Origin of the sequence: Berryella intestinalis, assembly GCF_000814825.1 — a bacterium.
GTDB classification, from domain to species: domain Bacteria; phylum Actinomycetota; class Coriobacteriia; order Coriobacteriales; family Eggerthellaceae; genus Berryella; species Berryella intestinalis.
In genome coordinates this window covers 1,209,203-1,229,482 of sequence record NZ_CP009302.1, presented here as the reverse complement: position 1 = coordinate 1,229,482, position 20,280 = coordinate 1,209,203, and the positions used below count along the sequence as shown (strand labels likewise).

The following is a 20,280-nucleotide window of genomic DNA, read 5'->3' as shown; positions in this document are numbered from 1 at the left end:
GCGTGCGGCGCGCCTACCCGATTCCTCCGAGGATGGAGCCCAGCGCCAGAACCAGGATCGAGACTCCGACGAAGACGTATTTCGCCAGAGGGTAGAACCAGCTTCCCAAGGGCTTCGCGCGGCCCTTGTTCACCTGCTCCAAGACCCATTCCTTATCGGACAGCCAGAAGAACATGATGGCTGCGAGGCAGGCGCCGATGGGGCAGAGGTACACCGAGCAGACGTCCATCCACGACGAGACGATCCCCTGGATGGCGATGCCCACCGCCAACCCGACGCCCCCGATGGCAAGGCATGCCGTGCGGCGGCTCATCCCCAGCATCTCTTCGAGGGTGGCGATAGGCGCCTCGAACAGGTTGATGAGCGACGTCAAACCGCCGAACAGGACTGCCACGAAGAACACGGCCATGAAAAGCGCCCCTCCGGGCATGGTGGAAAACAGGTTGGGCAGGTAGATGAACAAGAGCCCCGGGCCGCCTTGGGACAGCTGCTGACCGGCGAATGCCATGGCGGGGATGATCACGAGCGAGGCGACGACCGCGGCGATCGTGTCGAACAGCGCCACGTACTTCGCGCTGTTGGGGACGTCCTCGGCGTCGGACAGGTACGAGCCGTAGATGAGCGTCCCGCTTCCGGCGATGGACAGCGAGAAGAACGCCTGGCCCAATGCGTACACCCACACGATCGGGTCGGCCAGGCCGGCCGGATCGAGCAGGAAGATGTAGCGGTAGCCCTCGGACGACCCCGGCAGGGTCGCCACGTAGACGGCCAAGCCCACGAACAGGCAGAAGAACAGCGGCATCATCACCTTGTTGGCTTTTTCGATGCCCTTGCTCACGCCGAACACGAGGATGCCGATGGCGGCCAGCATGCCGATGGTCTGCCACAGGGCGTTTCCGGATGCGACCGAGCCGAATTGCGCCGCGAACTGCTCGGCACCCTGGATGCTTGCGGCCCCGCCGGTAAGCGAGTCGAAGGTGTATTTGAATATCCACCCCACGACGACCGAGTAGCCGATGGCCATGGCGAGCGAGGTGACGACGGGGACGAGCCCGAGCGCGGCTCCGACCTTGCCGGTGCCCAGGCGTTTTTTCGTGACGCTCGCGAACGCCGCGATCGGGCCGCCCTTGGCCGCGCGCCCGAACGACATCTCCTCGATGATGCCGGTGGATGCGATGAGGACGACGAATACGAGGTAGGGGATGATGAACGTCGCCCCGCCGTAGGCGGAGACGCGCGTGGGGAACAGCCAGATGTTTCCCATTCCCACTGCGGATCCGATGCAGGCGAGGATGAATCCCCGCTTCGAGATGAAGCTGTCGCGCTTCGATGATCTGCCTTTGGCTTGAGCGTCCACGTTTCTCCTTATGATCGAGCGTCGTGGTCGCTATTGTAGCGAAAACTTCGCTCGCGGCGCGCTCGCCGCCCCATCGTTTCGGCGCATCGCCGCTTCTCGGATGGAAACGCGCCCGCTTCCTTGGTTTTCATGAGAAGATAGGCGCGGAGTCGAACCGAACGGGATGGAGTGGTGAATGAGGGCCGACGATGCGATGAATGCCGAAGAGGTCGCCGCTTACCTGGGTATCGGCAAGAACTCGGTGTATCTGATGGCGAAAGAGGGCACGCTTCCCTCGTATCGGGTGGGGCGCAAACTCCGTTTCACCCTCGAGGGGATCCATTCGTACCTGGATTCCACCCGGACCGGCCCGGCCGATTCGCCTTCGAAGGCCGGCTCTCCTGCGGGCGGGTCCTTTTCGACGGCCTCCCCGTTTGCGTCCGCGCGGTTCTCGGCAACGGACCGCGAAACCCCGTCTTGCGAGATCGCGCGCGCTGCTGCGCTTTTCCGGGCGGCCGATTCCCCCTTCATCGTCGCAGGCGAGGTCAACTCGTGCGCGGCGGTCGCATCGTATCTGAATGCCGAGGGGGTTTTCGCGCAGCACGTCTCCATGACCGATTACTCGGCGCTCGTCTCGCTGTATGCGGGCACCGCCGATGTCGCCCTCACCGGTTTGTACGACCTGAAGACGAACGCTTACAACGTCCCCTTCGTCCAGCGCCTCGTTCCGGGCGTGTCGGCGGTGGTTTTTCGCCTTTTGTCCCGCAGGGTCGGGTTCGCGGTTTCCCCTGGCAATCCGAAGGGGCTGAACGGATGGGGCGCGCTTTTGCGGGCGGGGGTGCGTTTGGCGAACCGCGAACCGGGGTGCGGGCATCGCGTGCTGCTTGACCAGAAGCTGCGATCGATGGAGGCCCGCGCGGACAACATCGACGGGTATGCCGAGCCCCGTTTCGGCGAGGCTGCGGCCGCGCGCCTGGTCGCACAGGGAGCCGCCGACGTTGCGGTTATCAGGTCCGGTCTGGCGCGTTGCGAGGACGGGCTCGAGTTCATCGATATGCAGCGCGAATGGATCGATATGACGGTGGTGAAAAACGAGCGCACCCGGCCCCTTCTCCGGTCGCTTCGCGCGATGGTGTCGGACGGAGGGTTTTTCGAGGGGGTCGCGCGCGCCGACGACGCCGACGCCTCGGGCGGCGGGGCGATCCTATACGAAGTCTGATCGAGTGCGGGAAACCCCGCCCGCGTTGGCGGGGCGCAAACGGGACCGTCCGGTGCGCATCGGGGCCGGCTGCGGGGAGCGCGCGGCCCTTCGGAGCGGTTAATGCTCGGCGTGCTTGCAGCTGATCAGCCGTTTGAAGCCCGCCAGTACGAGTGCGATCCCGCCGGCGATGAGGACGAGCCCGGGGCCGGGCAGGACGAGCAGCGGAATGCCGATGAGCACGGCTATGACGCCGAACACCATCATCACCAGCCCTCTGATGCGCCAGAAGAAACAGCGCGGACAGGCCGCTCCCGCAACGCCGCCTTCGGCCTTGCACGGGGCGGCTCCCTCAAGGGGGGCGCTCGCGTCGGTGATGCGCGTGGACGAACTCTCCACGGGGGTGACGTCTATGATGTCGTCGGATCGGTTCACAGTGCTCCTTTTCTTGTACCGGCTATTCTAAAAGAGGAGCGCCGCGCCCGCGTGGTTCGGGTGCCGTTTCGTAATGCGCCGTTGATGTTCGGTAACCCGGAGCGCAAACGCGCGTGCGCATCGAAGGGCCGGCGCGCAAACGGCCGGGCATGCTTCCTTGTGCGCACCGTGGGTGCGGCGCTATACTTTTTCCTGTGAGTTTTTGCGTTTTTGATTCGTCTTCGTTGGGTATTGGCTCGATTGCGGTGCGTGCCCCTCGGAAATGGTGCCGATCGGCGCGGCCGCTCAACAGGAAAGTTGGTGGTCAATATGGCAGCTCCTGCTACCGAACACGTCAGAAACATCGTGCTGGTCGGCCAAGACGGCGCCGGCAAAACATCGCTCGCTGAGGCGATGCTGCACGTCTCGGGTCGAACGCCGCGCATGGGGACGACCCACGACGGGAAATCTTACCTCGATTACGACGCGGAAGAGATCCGGCGCAAATTCACGATCAGCACCTCCATCGCCCCCGTTCCCTACAAGGACTACAAGATCAACCTGCTGGACACCTCGGGGCATCCCGATTTCATCGGGGACACCATTGCGACCATGAACGCGGCGGAGACGGCTTTGTTCGTGGTCGATGCCGTTGCGGGTCCGCAGGTCATGACCACCAAGCTTTGGCGCGAAGCGGAAAACCTCCGTTTGTCCCGCGCCGTGTTCATCAACCACATCGACCGCGAGAACGCGGATTTCGACATCTCGATGGCCCAGCTGCATGCCCGGTTCGGGTCCCGTCTGGGCGCGGTCACCATACCCATCGGCGTCGACAAGGACTTCGCCGGCGTCATCGACATCCTGCGCATGAAGGCCCGGTACTTCGACAAGGACGGGGGAGCCGAGCGGGTCGAAGACATTCCCGCCGAATACGTCGACGCGGCGGAAAACGCGCGCGACAAGCTGTGCGACCTGGTTGCCGAAGCCGATGACGAGCTGATGATGAAGTACCTGGAAGGGGAGGACCGGCTCACCCAAGAAGAGCTCGAGTCGCTTCTGGGCAAGGCCATCACGCAGGAGATGATCATCCCGGTGTTCGTCGGGTCGACCATCATCGAGCAGGGCATCAAGGGCGTGATGGAAGATATCTGCACCTATTTCCCGCACCCGCGCGACCACGGGGCGTTTCCCTTGGCCGACGGCGCCGAAATGCATATCGACGAGCTGGGACAGCCCGCCGGCTTCGTGTTCAAGGCGGTGGCCGACCCGTTCGTCGGGCGCCTCAGCTACGTGAAGGTGCTCTCGGGCGTGCTCGAGCCCGGCCAGGAGCTGATGAACGCGCGTACGGGCAAGCGCGAGCGCATCGGGCATCTGTACGTGATGATGGGCAAAGAGGCTGCGGATGTGAAAAGCGCCAAGGCGGGCGACATCATCGTCATCCCCAAGCTTGCCGAGACGCGCCTGGGCGACACGCTTTCGGTTGCCGGCACGCTGGAAGTGGCTCCGCTGCCCCTGCCCGAGCCGCAGTACCCGGTGGCCATCGAGGCCGTCAACAAGAAGGAAGAGGACAAGCTGGGGACCTTCTTCGCCCGCGCGGCTGAAAACGATCCGACGCTGCGCATATCCCGCAACGAGGAAACCCATCAGACCGTCATCACCGCCATGGGCGACGAGCAGGTGAACACGCTGATGATTCGCCTGAAAGAGCAGGCCAAGGTGGAGGCTCGCCTGGTCGCTGTGCGCATCCCGTACCGCGAGACCATCACGAAGACGGCGCAGGCCCAGGGCCGCCATAAGAAGCAGACGGGCGGATCGGGCCAGTTCGGCGACTGCTGGCTGCGCCTCGAGCCCAATCCCGGCGCGGGGTACGAGTTCGTCGACGAGATCGTCGGCGGGAAGATCCCCCGTTCGTACATCCCCGCGGTCGACAAGGGGGTGTGCGAGGCGATGGAGGAAGGCGTCTTGGCGGGTTATCCCATGGTCGATGTGAAATGCGCCGTGTACGATGGCAGCTACCATCCGGTCGATTCCAACGAGATGGCGTTCAAGACCGCCGCGCGCATCGGCTTTCGGGCGGCGTGCGAGCAGGCGGGGATGGTGCTGCTCGAGCCGATGGCGTCGCTCGAGGTGTGCGTTCCCGAAGAATATGCCGGTGCCGTCATGGGCGATGTGTCCACCAGGCGCGGGCGCATCGTGGGCACCGATTCCAACGACGCGGGCGACACGATCATCATCGTGCGCGTGCCCTATGCCGAGGTGATCGGCTACACGCGCGACCTGCGCGCGCTGTCGCACGGCGCGGGCGAGTACTCCATCGTTCTGGAAGGCTACGAGCAGGCTCCCGCCAACGTCTCCCAGAAGCTGGTGGAGGAGTACAAAGCGTCCAGAGCGTAAGGGAAGATTTCGAGCCGGCATCCTCGGCTCGACCGTACGGTTGCGATGCGCGGGACCGATCTCCCTCGCTGCATCGCCGATCGGGAAGGGCCGCCTTCGCGCGGCCCTCCTTTTCGTGCGCTCCGCACAGAAACGGGTCCTGCGCCCTTAGGCTTCGAGGAACGAGCCTGTCTGGCGGTCCCACAGCTGCGCGTAGATCCCGTCTTCTTTGGTCAGCTGGTCGTGCGTGCCGTCTTCGATCACGCGCCCCTCGCTCATCACGACGATGCGGTCGAGCGAGGCCACGGTTGACAGGCGATGGGCGACGACGATGCAGGTTCGACCCTTCATCAGGTTGTTCAGGGCGTCTTGCACCAGATGCTCGCTTTCGGAGTCGAGCGCGCTGGTCGCTTCGTCCAGCACGAGGATGGGGCAGTCGGCAAGGATCGCCCGCGCGATCGCGATGCGTTGGCGCTGCCCTCCCGACAGCTTCACGCCGCGCTCGCCGGTTTGCGTGTCCATGCCCGCGGGCAGCTTCTCGATGAATTCCAGCGCGTTGGCGTCGCGGGCGGCGGCGAGGATCTCGTCTTCGCTCGCATCCGGTCGGCCGTAGGCTATGTTCTCGCGGATGGTGCGGTGGAACAGCAGCGGCTCTTGCGGAACGTAGCCGATCTGGCTGCGCAGGCTGACCTGCTCGACCTGGCTGATGTCCTGGCCGTCGATGCGGATGGCGCCCGACTGTATATCGGCGAGGCGCAGCAGCAGGCTGGTGAGCGTCGTTTTCCCCGAGCCGCTGCGGCCGACCAGCCCGACGCGCTGTCCCGCGGGGATGTGCAGGTTGAAGTGGTCCAGCGCGAACCCGTCTTTCCGGGCGTCTGCGTAGGAGAAGGTGAGGTCGTCGATGTCGATCGCGCCTTCGCGCACGGAAAGCGGCAGGGCGTCGGGGGCGTCTTGCACCAGCTTGGGCTCGTCGAGGATGACGGTCATGTCATGGGCGTCGCCCAAGGCCGCGTTCACGTTCTGAAACACGATGTTGATGAAGTTGAACTGCTGGGTGAGCGTGTAGGTGTAGGTGAACATCATGATGAGGTTGCCGGGCGTGATGTTGAACCAGGCGTTTCCACCTGCGGTGAACACCGAGGCGGTCGCCATGATCACCACGATGATACCGGCGGTCACCACGCCGCGGTTCATGCTGGCGCGCATGCGGGCCGACTCGGCCAGGCGAACCTGCTCGTTAGCGGCGTCGAACAGCTGGCGCTCGAATTCCTCGCGTCCGCAGGTCTTCACGGCGAGGATGTTCGTGACGCTGTCGGAAAGCTCGCCCGAAAGGCGGCTCTGCGCGCTTGCGGCCCCGGCGTTCAGGGGAAGGACCCGCTTGTACATCAGATACGCGGCGACGAGGTAGACGACGAGCAGCGCTCCCAGCACACCGGCGTAGGCGGGCACCACGCTTCCGAGGATCGACATGGTGAAGAACACGCTTGCGCAGGTGGGAACGATGCTGAACAGAAACGAGCGGCACAGGTCCCGGTACCCGCTCATGAACTTCGAGGTCTGCGCCACGAGGCTTCCCCCGAAGCGGTTCGTGTGGAAGGTCATCGATTGGTTCGACAAGGTGTCGAAGCACAGGCGCGCCAGATCGTAGGCCGCTCCGATCTGCAGCTTCCAGTTCGTGTAATCTTGCAGCTTGCTGCAGATCTGCCCGAGCAGGTTGGTGAGGATAAGGGCGGCCACCAAGGGGCCGAAGGTGGGCAGGACCTGGTCGGGAGAGACGCGCTCGACGCTTACCAGATCGACGATGCGCCCCATGAAGTAGGGGTTGCCGTAGCTGAGGAACAGCGAGTAGCCCATCGACACCAGGATGGCCGCCGCGAACATGCCTTTTCGGTTCGCCGTCACCTGCATGAAATAATGCAGCGTGCGCCGCGTGACCGACTGCCCGCTCGCCGTCGTGTCCGTCTTCTTTCCCATGTTCCCACCTCGCCTTGACCGCGCTTTGCGACGAACGCAAAAAAGAAGCGCCCGACAAGGGGCGCTTCTTGGATTGCCTCTGCGGCCATTATACGCCCCGCATCGAACGGGGGCGTACGTTATGCCTGATCGTTACCCTTCTCCGACACAACTTCCTTAAGGGAGGCGGCCAACCCCGCGATTCCCTGGATGTCGGAAGGGATGATGAGCTTGGTGGCCTGGCCCTTCGAAACTTCCTTGAGCGCCTCGAAGGACTGCAGGGTGAGCACCGCGTTGTCGGCTCCGGCCTCGCGCACCATGGTGATGCCGGCGGCGGTTGCCTGCTGGACGCTGCGGATGGCTTCGGCCTGGCCCTCGGCTTCGCGGATCTGGCGCTCCTTCTCGGCTTCGGCTGCGAGGATGATGGCTTCCTTCTCTGCTTCGGCGGCGAGGATCTGGGCCTGCTTGTTGCCCTCTGCGATGGTGATGGCGCTTTGCTTCTGGCCTTCGGCGAGCAGGACGGCTTCGCGCTTCTCACGCTCGGCCTTCATCTGCTTTTCCATCGCCTGCTGGATGGCGGCCGGCGGCGTGATGTTTTTCACCTCGACGCGGTTGACCTTGATGCCCCAGGCGTCGGTGGCCTCGTCGAGGATGGAGCGCATCTGCGCGTTGATGGTGTCGCGCGACACGAGCGTGGTGTCGAGGTCCAGGTCGCCGATGATGTTGCGCAGCGTGGTGGCGGTGAGGTTCTCGATAGCCACCATGGGGTTCTCGACGCCGTAGCAGAACAGGCGCGGATCCATGACCTTGAAGTAGATGACCGAGTCGATGGACATGGTGACGTTGTCCTTGGTGATGACGGGCTGCGGCGGGAAGTCGGCCACCTGCTCTTTGACGCTGACGTGCGCGCGGATGCGGTCGATGAAGGGGATTTTGACGTGCAGGCCGTTATCCCAGGTGGTGAGATACGATCCCAGGCGTTCGATGACCACGCGCTCGGCTTGGGGCACTACCTTTATGCAGGTGATCGAGAAGACCACGAGCAGTACGATGATGACGAGGATGAGTTCCATGCGAGATCCTTTCTCCGGTGGTGTGCCGTGTCGATGGTTGCGAGGGCGGTTCGGTCTGCCGTGGTCAGGATGCGTCGGGTTCGCACGGTTGCACGACGAGCTTGACGCTTCTCTGCTCGGTTATGCGCACCTTGGTTCCGACGGGGATGGTCGATCCGTCGTGGGAATCGGCCGACCAGGACATATGGTCGGGCGTTTCGACGCGCCCGGTATGGGATGCGCCGTCGATGGCTTCGGTGACGATGCCGGATTGGCCCACCGGGGTGGGGTCGGACGCTTTCTTCGACGCGAGCCGCTTCAAGACCAGCGGCCTGAAAGCGAGCAGGCACGCGACCGAGACGACGACGAATACGACCGCCTGGACGATGCGGTCGGCTCCGAACCACGAGGCCACGTAGGCGGCAAGCGCCCCGATGACGAACCATACGGTGATGATGCTGATCGTTCCCGCTTCGATGACGCCCATGATGAGGGCGACGCCGAGCCACAGGTTGTTGGGATCCATAGGCGCCTCCTTCGGTCCCCCTCATTGTACCAAAGAGAAAATAACTTTGATTATCCGGGGACGGGCCGCACGTTATGCGCATACGACCCGCGAGGTGGCCAAGTCGTTTTCGGATCACGAGAGGGCCCGGTTTCCATGTCGGGCGAAGGCGGGCGACATTCCGTTGCCCTGAAAACCAGATTCTGCTCAATCTAGCTCCGGACCTGGTTATTTGCGATTAGGTTTTACTACTACCGAAAAAAGTAAAGTAACTGGCGATTAACAGACGGTGATCGGTGATCATGCTTGAATTACCAGTTCAAATCTATTTTTTAGCGTCGCTCTCCATTAAATGGTTACAAAAACCTCTTCGATCGGTGATTTCCCGTTACGCGGGCGTAAAACCACCTCGAAAACCCATCCTCTAGTATCGAATCCGGAGCTAGGGAGAGCTCTGGAAAAAGCGCGTATGACGCGCGTGAACACGATCGGGCGGGTGGGATGCGCCCGATCGGAGGCACGACGAGAGGAGTGCGAGAGCGTATGGAAATCACACGAAGGGGCTTCGTCAGAACAGCTGGTCTGGCAGCGGTCGGATCGCTGGCATTCGAGCTTTCCAACCAATCCGAGGCGTTCGCGTTCAACGCCGTTAAGGACGACTGGAAGCTGGTGAACACCGAGGAGCACACCAACATCTGCTGCTACTGCTCGGGCGGCTGCGGCGTCATCTGCTCGGTGCGCGACGGCGAGCTGGTGGGCCTGGAGGGCGACCCCGACCACGTCATCAACGAGGGAACCCTTTGCCCGAAGGGCGCCACCATGTTCCAGCTGCGCAACGTGGTCGATCCGGCCACGGGAAAGCTGATGCACAACCCCAACCGCATCACATCGCCCAAGGTCCGTCGACCCGGCGCTTCCGACTGGGAGGATATCACCTGGGATCGCGCTGCAGCCGAGATCGCCGCCCATGTGAAGAAGACCCGCGACGAGTCCTTCGTCACCGAGCGCAACGGCGTGACGGTGAACTACACCCCGGCCATCGGCTCGATGGGCGGTTCCCAGCAGAACTGCGAGGAGGACTACCTCATCCTCAAGCTGATGAGGTCGCTGGGGGTGGTCGCCCTCGACAACCAGGCGCGCGTTTGACACAGCTCCACGGTCGTCGGTCTGGCGCCTTCATTCGGTCGCGGCTCCATGACGGGGCATTGGTGCGACTTCCAAAACGCCGACGTCATCCTGACGTGCGGCTCCAACAACCTCGAGAACCATCCGATCAGCTCGCATTGGACGCATCGCGCTCAGGACAGGGGGGCGAAGTGGATCGTGGTCGACCCCCGCTTCACGCGCACGGCCCAGATGGCCGATCTGTACTGTCCCATCCGCTCGGGCACCGACATCGCGTTTTACGGCGGCATGATCAACTACATCATAGAAAACGACCTATGGCAGCACGACTACGTCTTGGATTACACCAATGCGAGCTACCTGATCGATCCCGCCTACCGCTTCGACGTGGAGACCGGCCTGTTCTCCGGTTGGAACGAGGCTAAGGGAAAGTACGAAACCACCACCTGGGGATACCAGGTCGACTCGACGTCTTCGTGGGACACGTCCGAAAAAGGCGAGTTCTCCTGGGTCTCCCAGGACGGAGTGCCGGCATTCGATACGCCGAAGGTCAAGCATGCGAAGACCGATCCGACGCTTCAGGATCCGAACTGCGTGTTCCAGCTGATGAAGAAGCACTACGAACGCTACACCATCGAGAAGGTGTGCTCGGTGTGCGGCATGGATGAAGCCACGCTCGAAGAGGTCTACTCCATCTTCTGCTCGACCGGAGCGCCCGACAAAGCGGGGACCATCCTGTACGCCCTCGGGCAGACCCAGCACCACTACGGCGCCCAGAACACCCGCATCATGGCCATGATCCAGATGCTTCTGGGCAACGCCGGCGTGGCAGGCGGCGGCCTGAACGCCCTGCGCGGCGAGCCCAACGTCCAGGGAGCCACCGACATGGGCATGACCGTGTTCGACGCCCCGGGCTATCTGAAATGGCCCCACGTCACGGCGAGCCCCGATCTGAAAACGTGGTGCGAGCACGAGACCTACGCGGCGGGCTACTACACCAACAAGCCCAAGTTCATGGTGTCGTTTTTGAAGGAGTTCTTCGGCGAGCGCGCTACGGCCGACAACGACTACGGTTACGACTGGCTGCCCAAGATTCCCGAGAACGGGGACGATTTCACCACCATGGGGACGTTCCACCGTATGGACGAGGGGACGATGAAGGGGTACTTCGCCTGGGGTCAGAACCCCGTCCACTCCGATCCGAACGCGAAGTTCTCGCGCAACGCGATGTGCAAGCTGGACTGGCTGGTGGTGGCCGACTGGTTCGAAACGGAAACGGCGACGTTCTGGAAGGCGCCGGACATGGACGCCTCCAAGATCGACACCGAGTGCTACTTCCTTCCCGCAGCTTTGATATTCGAGAAGTCGGGCACCATCCTGAACTCGGGCCGCTGGATGCAGCAGCGCTACAAGGCGGTCGAGCCTCTGGGCGACGCGAAGCCCGACTACGAGATCGCCGACCTGCTGCATGCGGCGATCGTCGAAGCGTACCGAGCCGGCGGCGTGCGCCCCGAGCCCATCCTGAACGCGAAGTGGGACTACTACATCGACGGCAAGATCGATCCGCGCGCGGTGGACTGGGCCCTCAACGGCTACGACGTGCGCACCGGAAAGCTGCTGAAGAACTTCGGCGAGCTCAAGGCCGACGGTTCGACCTCGAACGCCATCTGGATATATTCGGGCTTCTACAACAACGACGGGGCGAAGCTCGACCCCAGCGCCCAGCCCACCGGAAGGCGCGGGCACGAGGATCCGGGCAACCTGGGCCTGTATCCCAACTGGACGTTCTCGTGGCCCGCGAATCGCCGCGTGCTGTACAATCGCGCCTCGGCCGATGCCCAGGGCAGGCCGTGGAACCCGGAGCGTGCCCTCGTATGGTGGGACGGCGAGAAGTGGCAGCACAACGACGTTCCCGACTTCGGCATCGAGAAGAAAGACGGGGAGGGTAACGCCGTTCCCATCCCGCCCAACACCACCGCCTTCATCATGAAGTGGGAGGGCAAGGGCAACCTCATGACCACCGGCATGAAAGACGCGCCGTTCCCCGAGTTCTACGAGCCCTTCGAAACGCCGATCGGGGTGAACCAGCTGAACAAACGCGAGAACTCTCCCATGATCAAGTTCGCCGACCACCCGTCGGTCAAGCGCGGCGACAAGGAGCGCTACCCGATCGTGGCCACCACGTACTCCATCACCGAGCATTGGCAGTCCGGAACCCAGACGCGCAGCATCCCTGCGCTCAACGAGGCGGCCCCCCGCCAGTTCATCGAGATATCCACCGAGCTGGCCGCCGAGAAGGGCATTGCGAACGGGGACGCGGTCCGCGTGTTCAACAACCGCGGGTCGGTGAAGCTCAACGCCATGGTCACGCGGCGCTTGCGGCCCCTGACGGTGAACGGGCAGACCGTCCATCAGGTGGGCATGGTGCATCACTGGGGCTGGGCGGGCATGTTCTCCACCGGCGACGTCGTGAACGACCTGACGCCGAACGTGGGCGACCCGAACAGCTACATCCCGGAGTACAAGGCGTTCCTCGTGGACGTCGAGAAGGCTTAGAAGGAAGGAGGCTGCCATGTCCGGAGTTGCCATTTACTACGATGCGTCCCGCTGCACCGCATGCAAGGGCTGCCAGGTTTCGTGCAAGGTGTGGAACGAGCTTCCTTCGCCGATGGAGAAGAACTCCCAGGAGTGGAGCGGTTCTTTGCAAAACCCTCCCGACCTGAACGGCGACACGCGCCTCGTCATGACCTTCAGGGAGGCTGACAACGATACCGCCTGGGGCATCGACTGGGCGTTCGGCCGCCGCTCGTGCATGCACTGCGACGATGCGGCCTGCGTGGTCGCATGCCCCACGGGATGCCTCACCAAAGACGAGGAGACGGGCTTCACGATCCTCGACCACGACAAGTGCATCGGGTGCCAGTACTGCCGCTCGGCCTGCCCCTTCGACATCCCGCGCCACACCGGTGTGGGGCTCGACGGCATGGGGATCAAGATCAACAAGTGCACGGGGTGCATCGACCGGGTGCGTGCGGGGCGCGCTCCCGCCTGCGTCACCTCGTGCCAGCCCGAAGCGCTCGATTTCGGCGACCGCGACGAGATGATCGCGAAAGCCGAGGCCCGCGTCGAGGAGCTGCATGCCAAGGGCTTTTCCAAGGCGCGCGTCTACGGGAAGGACGAGTGCGGGGGCTGCCATACCATCCATGTGCTCAAATACGGCATGGAGATGTACGAACTGCCCGAGAACCCCGAGGTTCCCCAGATGACGCGCGTGGAGGATACGACGATGAAGATCCTTGCGGGCGTGGGCGCCGCGGGAGTCGTCGCAGGTCTGGGTCTGTCGTTCGCGACCGGCATCGGGTACCGCCGCGACGAGATGCGCTACGACGAGAAGACCGGAGACATCGTCGACGTCGACACCGGCGAGGTCGTCCGCCACATCGACAAGGAAGCGGGGGAGCGATAATGGCCGTCAAACGAGAGATCAAAAGGCATTCCCTCCAGACGCGCATCACGCACGGGGTGGTTGCGTTCAGCGTCGTGTGGCTGTCGATCACCGGCCTGTTCGTCATGATCCCGGGATTGGGAGCCGCGGTGGGCACCGACCTCACCCAGTTCTTCCGCTTCTCCCACCGCGTGGTGGGCGCGGTGCTGATTTTGGCCCCCATCGTGAGCGCGATCCTTTCACCCAAGGGGGTTGCGCGCATGTGGAGGAAGTACGTCACGGCATGGACGAGGGAAGACTTCGAGTTCATGGTGAAGTTCGTTCCCTACATGCTGGGCCCCAAACGCGTGCACATGCCCGACCAGGACGAGGTGAAGTCGGGACAGAGGATCGCCGACGGCCTGCTGATGGTCAGCGCTCTGGCGATGGCGGTGTCGGGGGCGATTATGTGGCTGGGCACGAGCGCGTTTCGCGCCGACCCGCAGCTGCTGATCGCGATGCGCTTCATCCACCAGCTGTTCTTCATCCTGCTGATCGTGTTCGTGATCGCGCATGCCTACCTGGGCGGCGGCGTGTTCCAGCCGTACAAGGGAACCGTCCGCCTGATGTTCGGAAACGGGCGCGTCAGCGAGTCGAACGCCTTGTACCACTGGGGCTTCTGGGCCCGCGAAGAGCTCGAGCGCGGTGAGAACGTCGTCGAGGTCGAGGTGCCCGACGACGACAAGAAGCCCGGCGAGGTGAAAGGGCCGCTCGCGAAGGCGGAGTCCCGCTAGAGCGCGGCGGCCTCGCGCGACTCGCTGGAACTTTGCGCGACGGGGCGGTCTGTCGTGCCTCGTGCAACGGGGCGGTCGGTTATGCTTCGGGCGACGGTGCGATCCTCCGATCGTGCCGTCGCGGAGCTGCTTAGCCAAAAAACGGCCGGTTTGCATTGGCGTGCGCGAAAAGAGGCCGTCCGTGTCAGAAAACCGCAGGTTTGCATTCGCTATCCGCTTCGATGGGGGCGCGGTTCTGGCCGTGTGGGGTTCAGTGCCTGAGAAAAGCCAGTTCAGCGGTTTTCCCTTCATGAGCTTTCGCGTACATACCGATGCAAACCTCCCGTTTTTTGGCGCCAGAGGGCTTGCTTCTTACGCGCCGATGCAAACCTGCGGTTTTTTGACCGAACGGCGCAACCTTGACTGCATGAGGGGCCGTTCGGAGAGTCCGGCTAGCTGAGTCGGCTTTTAGGGTCAGGGGAAGCCGGGCGGAGCGAAGGGGGCCGGGAAATAGAACGAGCCGGGCGAGAGGGCCGTTCGGAAAGTCGGGCAAAGCCGAAGGGGCCAAGGGAGATAGGGAGGCAGGGCGAAAGGAAGGGAGCGCGAAACCCAAAAGCGCGCTACTTTCTGCGATACGAAAATAACAGCACCCTATAAGGTGTGATGCAATCGAGTTGGCACTTTAAAAGCCAAGATGCCAACTTCTGTTGAATTATGACAACGGATCAACTTACTCGTGAAGAAACCATGTGTACGTAACACTGATTTGCTTGGAATAACATCGACGATCGCCGCCCGCGGCATCACCAGAAATTGATGATGCTTTTCAGAGAACGATTTCGACCTTAAAGAATAAGCGGTGCTGACGGGATTGCGGGGCCGCCGAGGCTCCGCTCCCGCCCCCGACCCCTTCGTTACCCTTGCGTTACCGAAGCCGTTCTTTTCCTTGAAGTTAACATAATCGCAGGTCTTTGGGGTTTCACCCGTACAGTGGAGCGCACGGGCGCGTATGTGGGCACAACCTGCCCGCGCCCGCGCGCCTTTCGTGCGTTTCCCCAAGGCCGAAAGACAGCTGCGCGGTGCGATGCCGCTGCTGTGTTTCGCGAAGGAAGTCCGGAGAGGGGACGCGGCGCCGAGCCTGCGTTTTGTGGGAGCGCCTCGACGGACGGCAAGGGTAGCCTTCGCGAAGCGCACGAGCCTTGTCGCGCCTATGCGCAGGCGGATCACGGGAACCTGAGGGGGTTCGGCGGTTGTTCGCACGCAGATGCGAACCCGTCTCGCGCGATCCGCGCCAACGAGAGAGGAGTGCGTATGAGTATTACGAGAAGGGGGTTCCTCAAGGCGACGGGCCTGGCGGCAGCTGGATCGTTCGCCTACGAGCTCTCACGTCAGTCCGAGGCGTTCGCGTTCAACGCCGTTAAGGACGACTGGAAGCTGGTGAACACCGAGGAGCACACCAACATCTGCTGCTACTGCTCGGGCGGCTGCGGCGTCATCTGCTCGGTGCGCGACGGCGAGCTGGTGGGCCTGGAGGGCGACCCCGACCACGTCATCAACGAGGGTGCGCTCTGCCCCAAGGGTGCGGCGATGTTCCAGCTGCGCAACGTGGTCGATCCGGCTACGGGCAAGACCATCCACAACCCCAACCGCGTGACCAAGCCCCAGGTCCGACGCGCAGGGTCGTCTAAGTGGGAAGACATCACGTGGGACCAGGCGATGGATGAGATCGCCGCCCATGTGAAGAAGACCCGCGACGAGTCCTTCGTCACCGAGCACAACGGCGTGACGGTGAACTACACCCCGGCCATCGGCTCGATGGGCGGTTCCCAGCAGAATTCCGAGGAGCAGTTCCTCATCCTCAAGGCCATGCGCATGCTGGGCCTCGTGGCCATCGACAACCAGGCGCGCGTTTGACACAGCTCCACGGTTGTCGGTCTGGCACCCACATTCGGTCGCGGCTCTATGACGGGTCATTATTGCGACTTCAAGAACACGGACGTCATCTTGTCCTGCGGTTCGAACAATCTTGAAAACCATCCGGTCAGCTCGAAATGGACGCAGCGCGCGCTGGACAACGGAGCGAAGTGGATCGTGGTCGACCCCCGCTTCACGCGCACGGCTGCGAAGGCGGACATCTACTGTCCCATCCGTTCGGGCACCGACATCGTCTTTTACGGCGGCATGATCAACTACATGATCGAGAACGATCTGTGGCATCGCGAGTTCGTCATGGCGTATTCCAACATGAGCTACCTGATCAACCCCGATTTCAACTTCGACGTCGAAACGGGCCTGTTCAGCGGATTCGATCCGGAAAAACGCAAGTACGACACCACCACCTGGGGATACCAGGTCGAATCGACCACCGAATGGGACACCTCCGAGGGCGGCGCGTACGCCTGGGTGAAGGGCGAGGGCGTTCCCTCGTTCACCACGCCGACGGTCAAGGTTCCCAAAAAAGACGAGACGCTTCAGGATCCGAACTGCGTGTATCAGATCATGAAGAAGCATTACTCCCGCTATACGCTCGACAAGGTGTGCGAGGTCTGCGGTATGGACAAAGAGACCCTCAAAGAGGTCTACGATCTGTACTGCTCGACCAGCGCCACCGATAAGACGGGAACCATCCTCTACGCCCTCGGGCAGACTCAGCACCACTACGGCGCTCAGAACACGCGCATGATGGCCATGATCCAGCTTCTGCTGGGCAACGTGGGCAATCCCGGCGGCGGCCTGAACGCCCTGCGCGGCGAGCCCAACGTCCAGGGAGCCACCGACATGGGCATGACCGTGTTCGACCTGCCGGGCTATCTGAAGTGGCCCAGCATCTCCGGAAGCCCCAGTTTGCGCGCCTGGTGCGAGCACGAGACCTACGCGGCGGGCTACTACACCAACAAGCCCAAGTTCATGGTGTCGTTCCTCAAAGAGTTCTTCGGCGAGCACGCCACGGCCGACAACGACTACGGCTACGACTGGCTTCCCAAAGTGCCCGAAAACGGCGAGACCTTCACCACCACCGGCACGTTCGAGCTGATGGACCAGGGCATCATGAAGGGGTACTTCGCCTGGGGCCAGAACCCTGCGCATTCCGATGCCAACACCAAGTTCATCCGCAACGCGATGTGCAACCTGGACTGGCTGGTGGTGGCCGACTGGTCTTACACCGAGACGGCGACGTTCTGGAAGGCGCCGGACATGGACGCCTCCAAGATCGACACCGAGTGCTACTTCCTTCCCGCGGCCCTCATCTACGAGAAGTCGGGCACCATCCTGAACTCGGGCCGCTGGCTGCAGCAGCGCTACAAGGCGGTCGACCCGGTGGGCGACGCGAAGCCCGACTACGAGATCGCCGACATGCTGCGCACCCGCATCGTCGAGTTGTACAAGGCCGAGGGCGGCGTGTGCCCCGAGCCCATCCTGAACGCGAAGTGGGACTACTACATCAACGGAAAGATCGACCCGCGCCCGGTGGCTTGGGCCCTCAACGGCTACGATGCCAAGACGGGCAAGCTTCTGTCCGGATACGGCGACCTGAAGGCCGACGGATCGACGGCCATCGGCATGTGGATCTATTCGGGCTTCTACAACAACGACGCCGAGAAGATGAACCCCAGCGCCCAGCCCACCGGCCGGCGCAGCCATGAGGATCCGGGCAACCTGGGCGTTTATCCCAACTGGGCGTTCGCCTGGCCGAACAACCGCCGTCACCTGTACAACCGCTGCTCGGCCGACCCGAGCGGCAAGCCCTGGAACGAGAAGAAGAAGCTCGTGTGGTGGGACGGCCAGAAGTGGGGCCACTACGACACCCCCGACTTCACCTTCGAGAAGAAGGACGCCGAGGGCAAGACGGTCCCGGTCGCACCCGACTCCAAGGCCTTCATCATGAAGTGGGAGGGCGCCGGCAACCTCATCACCACCGGCATGAAGGACGCACCTTTGCCCGAGCATTACGAGCCTTTCGAGTCGCCGACGCACAACGTGATGAACGGCGCCGAGCATTCGCCCATGATCCGCTTCGCCGAGAACAAGTCGGTGAACAAGGGCGATCGCTCGCAGTACCCGATCGTGGCCACCACGTACTCCATCACCGAGCACTGGCAAACCGGCGGGCAGACCCGCGCCTGCCCCGCCCTCGACGAGATCGCTCCCAAGCAGTTTATCGAGATCTCGCCCGAGCTAGCTGCCGAGAAGGGCATCGAGAACGGCGACGCGGTCCGCGTGTTCAACAACCGCGGTTCGGTGAACGTGCACGCGATGGTGACCAAGCGCATCCGCCCGTTCACCATCAACGGCGAGACGGTCCACCAGATCGGCATGCTCCATCACTGGGGCTGGGCGAACATCTACTCCACCGGCGACGTCGTGAACGACCTGACGCCGAACGTGGGCGACCCGAACAGCTACATCCCGGAGTACAAGGCGTTCCTCGTGGACGTTGAGAAGGCTTAAGGGGAGGAGGAGAAGATATGACTGAAATGGCAATGCTGTACGATTCGTCCGTCTGCACCGCATGCAAGGGCTGCCAGGTAGCCTGCAAGGTGTGGAACGAGCTTCCCTCTCCTTTGGTGAAGAACTCCCAGGAGTGGAGCGGTTCTTTGCAAAACCCCGCCGACGTCAACGACACCACGCGCATGATCATCACCTTCAACGAGGCCGACAACGACAAGCGCTGGGGCATCGACTGGACGTTCGGCCGCCGCTCGTGCATGCACTGCACGAACGCGGGCTGCGTCGACGTGTGCCCGACCGGGTGTTTGTCGCATGACGAGCACGGGTTCGTCGTCGCCGACGACGACAAGTGCATCGGGTGCCAGTACTGCCGCTCGGCCTGCCCCTTCGACATCCCGCGCCACACCGGCGTGGGGCTCGACGGCATGGGCATCAAGCTGAACAAGTGCACCATGTGCTCCGACCGCGTCGAAAACGGCCGCGAGCCCGCCTGCGTGTCCACCTGCCAGCCCGGCGCGCTTCTGTTCGGCACGCGCGAGGAGATGCTGGCCAAGGCCGCCGAGAAGGTCGCCAAGCTCAAGGAGCGCGGCTATGCCGACGCGTCGGTGTACGGCGCCGAGGAAGTGGGCGGCACGCACATCATCCACGTGCTGCACCGCGGCCTCGATCGGTACGAGCTGCCCGAGAACCCGCAGGTCCACGGCATGATCGAAACCGAGAACCTCATGAAGACGCTGACGGCGGTCGGAGCCGTGGGCGTGGTGGCCGGCCTGGGCCTGTCGTTTGCGACCGGCATCGGGTACCGCCGCGACGAGCAGCGCTACGACGAGGCGTCCCACGACGTTATCGACGTCGACACCGGCGAGATCGTCAAGCACATCGACAAGGAAGCGGGGGAGCGCTAATGGCAGTCAAACGCGAGATTCAGAGGCATTCCCTCCAGACGCGCATCACGCACGGCATCGTGGTGTTCTCGATCCTGTGGCTCTCGATCACCGGCCTGTTCGTCATGATCCCGGGCGCCGGGGCCGCGATCGGATCCGACGTCACCCAGTTCTTCCGCTTCTCCCACCGCGTGGTGGGCGCGGTGCTGATCCTGGCCCCCATCGTGAGCGCGATCCTGGCGCCCAAAGGCGTCGTGCGCCTGTGGAAGAAGTACATCACGGCCTGGACCAAGGAAGACGTCGAGTTCGTCATCAAGTTCGTTCCTTACATGTTGGGACCGAAACGGGTACATATGCCCGACCAGGACGAGGTCAAGTCGGGCCAGCGCTTCGCCGATGGTATGCTGATCGTAAGCTCGCTGGCGATGGCGGTGTCGGGCGTGGTCCTGTGGCTGGGCACGAGCGCGTTTCGCGCCGACCCGCAGCTGCTGATCGCGATGCGCTTCGTCCACCAGCTGTTCTTCCTGTTGCTGGTGGTGTTCGTGATCGCGCACGCCTACCTGGGCGCCGGCGTGTTCCAGCCGTACCGCGGCCTGGTGACGCTGATGTTCGGCAACGGGCGCGTGAAGGAGTCCGACGCTCTGTACCACTGGGGCTTCTGGGCGCGTGAAGAGATCGAAGAGGGCAAAAACGTCATCGAGTACGAGGTGGCCGACGACGACAAGAAGCCTGGCGAGGTCAAGGGCGGCCTGAAAAAGGCCTAGTCGGGAACCGGGTTCCCGTATGATCGCAGT

Annotated in this window: 13 protein-coding genes; 8 read left to right on the top strand and 5 right to left on the bottom strand. The window is 63.1% G+C overall.

What is annotated here, in order from left to right:
* Positions 1–13 precede the first annotated feature (13 nt).
* Positions 14–1,357, bottom strand: a complete 1,344-nt coding sequence (locus JI75_RS05450) for a sodium-dependent transporter (RefSeq protein WP_039689382.1) — start codon at positions 1,355–1,357, stop codon at positions 14–16.
* A gap of 175 nt (positions 1,358–1,532) precedes the next feature.
* On the opposite strand from JI75_RS05450, the gene JI75_RS05445 reads away from it, so the two are divergent.
* On the top strand, positions 1,533–2,555 hold the full coding sequence (locus JI75_RS05445; protein ID WP_052241631.1) for a helix-turn-helix transcriptional regulator: 1,023 nt from the start codon (positions 1,533–1,535) through the stop codon (positions 2,553–2,555).
* A 99-nt stretch (positions 2,556–2,654) separates the two neighbouring features.
* Here JI75_RS05445 and JI75_RS05440 read toward each other — a convergent pair whose 3' ends face one another.
* A complete protein-coding gene (locus tag JI75_RS05440) occupies positions 2,655–2,969 on the bottom strand; it encodes a hypothetical protein (protein WP_039689380.1) in 315 nt (104 codons plus the stop codon).
* Between the two features lie 309 nt (positions 2,970–3,278).
* On the opposite strand from JI75_RS05440, the gene JI75_RS05435 reads away from it, so the two are divergent.
* Positions 3,279–5,342 carry an elongation factor G gene (locus JI75_RS05435; protein ID WP_039689378.1) on the top strand — a complete coding sequence of 688 codons (2,064 nt, stop codon included), beginning with the start codon at positions 3,279–3,281 and terminating at the stop codon, positions 5,340–5,342.
* A gap of 147 nt (positions 5,343–5,489) precedes the next feature.
* Here the strand turns inward: JI75_RS05435 and JI75_RS05430 are convergent, their stop codons facing one another.
* The 3 genes from JI75_RS05430 to JI75_RS05420 all read right to left on the bottom strand — a co-directional run bounded on the left by JI75_RS05430 (position 5,490) and on the right by JI75_RS05420 (position 8,852).
* Positions 5,490–7,295 carry an ABC transporter ATP-binding protein gene (locus tag JI75_RS05430; RefSeq protein ID WP_039689376.1) on the bottom strand — a complete coding sequence of 602 codons (1,806 nt, stop codon included), beginning with the start codon at positions 7,293–7,295 and terminating at the stop codon, positions 5,490–5,492.
* A 119-nt stretch (positions 7,296–7,414) separates the two neighbouring features.
* Entirely contained in the window at positions 7,415–8,347 is a 933-nt protein-coding gene (locus JI75_RS05425; RefSeq protein WP_039689374.1) for an SPFH domain-containing protein, read from the bottom strand.
* 64 nt (positions 8,348–8,411) lie between these two features.
* The gene (locus JI75_RS05420) at positions 8,412–8,852 is read right to left on the bottom strand and encodes an NfeD family protein (RefSeq protein WP_039689372.1); all 441 of its coding nucleotides are present in this window, start codon (positions 8,850–8,852) and stop codon (positions 8,412–8,414) included.
* A gap of 522 nt (positions 8,853–9,374) precedes the next feature.
* Between JI75_RS05420 and JI75_RS05410 the strand changes: the two genes are divergently transcribed.
* The 6 genes from JI75_RS05410 (at position 9,375) to JI75_RS05380 (ending at position 20,250) form a co-directional block, all read left to right on the top strand.
* Complete coding sequence (locus tag JI75_RS05410) at positions 9,375–12,512, top strand: molybdopterin-dependent oxidoreductase (protein ID WP_144299276.1); 3,138 nt, start codon at positions 9,375–9,377, stop codon at positions 12,510–12,512.
* Positions 12,513–12,528: 16 nt separating this feature from the next.
* Positions 12,529–13,422, top strand: coding sequence for a 4Fe-4S dicluster domain-containing protein (locus JI75_RS05405; protein WP_039689366.1), 894 nt, complete (start codon positions 12,529–12,531; stop codon positions 13,420–13,422).
* Positions 13,422–14,174, top strand: a complete 753-nt coding sequence (locus tag JI75_RS05400) for a cytochrome b/b6 domain-containing protein (RefSeq protein ID WP_082019772.1) — start codon at positions 13,422–13,424, stop codon at positions 14,172–14,174. Before JI75_RS05405 ends, JI75_RS05400 begins: the two co-directional genes overlap by 1 nt.
* A 1,290-nt stretch (positions 14,175–15,464) precedes the next feature.
* Positions 15,465–18,602, top strand: coding sequence for a molybdopterin-dependent oxidoreductase (locus JI75_RS05390; RefSeq protein ID WP_144299275.1), 3,138 nt, complete (start codon positions 15,465–15,467; stop codon positions 18,600–18,602).
* Between the two features lie 17 nt (positions 18,603–18,619).
* Entirely contained in the window at positions 18,620–19,507 is an 888-nt protein-coding gene (locus tag JI75_RS05385; RefSeq protein WP_039689360.1) for a 4Fe-4S dicluster domain-containing protein, read from the top strand.
* The gene (locus JI75_RS05380; RefSeq protein WP_039689358.1) at positions 19,507–20,250 is read left to right on the top strand and encodes a cytochrome b/b6 domain-containing protein; all 744 of its coding nucleotides are present in this window, start codon (positions 19,507–19,509) and stop codon (positions 20,248–20,250) included. Before JI75_RS05385 ends, JI75_RS05380 begins: the two co-directional genes overlap by 1 nt.
* Positions 20,251–20,280 lie beyond the last annotated feature (30 nt).

Excerpts from the sequence above, each read along its gene's own strand:
- JI75_RS05430 (WP_039689376.1), bottom strand. The coding sequence starts at position 7,295 with ATGGGAAAGAAGACGGACACGACGGCGAGCGGGCAGTCGGTCACGCGG.
- JI75_RS05400 (WP_082019772.1), top strand. The coding sequence starts at position 13,422 with ATGGCCGTCAAACGAGAGATCAAAAGGCATTCCCTCCAGACGCGCATC.
- JI75_RS05405 (WP_039689366.1), top strand. The coding sequence starts at position 12,529 with ATGTCCGGAGTTGCCATTTACTACGATGCGTCCCGCTGCACCGCATGC.
- JI75_RS05435 (WP_039689378.1), top strand. The coding sequence starts at position 3,279 with ATGGCAGCTCCTGCTACCGAACACGTCAGAAACATCGTGCTGGTCGGC.
- JI75_RS05385 (WP_039689360.1), top strand. The coding sequence starts at position 18,620 with ATGACTGAAATGGCAATGCTGTACGATTCGTCCGTCTGCACCGCATGC.
- JI75_RS05445 (WP_052241631.1), top strand. The coding sequence starts at position 1,533 with ATGAGGGCCGACGATGCGATGAATGCCGAAGAGGTCGCCGCTTACCTG.
- JI75_RS05425 (WP_039689374.1), bottom strand. The coding sequence starts at position 8,347 with ATGGAACTCATCCTCGTCATCATCGTACTGCTCGTGGTCTTCTCGATC.
- JI75_RS05420 (WP_039689372.1), bottom strand. The coding sequence starts at position 8,852 with ATGGATCCCAACAACCTGTGGCTCGGCGTCGCCCTCATCATGGGCGTC.
- JI75_RS05380 (WP_039689358.1), top strand. The coding sequence starts at position 19,507 with ATGGCAGTCAAACGCGAGATTCAGAGGCATTCCCTCCAGACGCGCATC.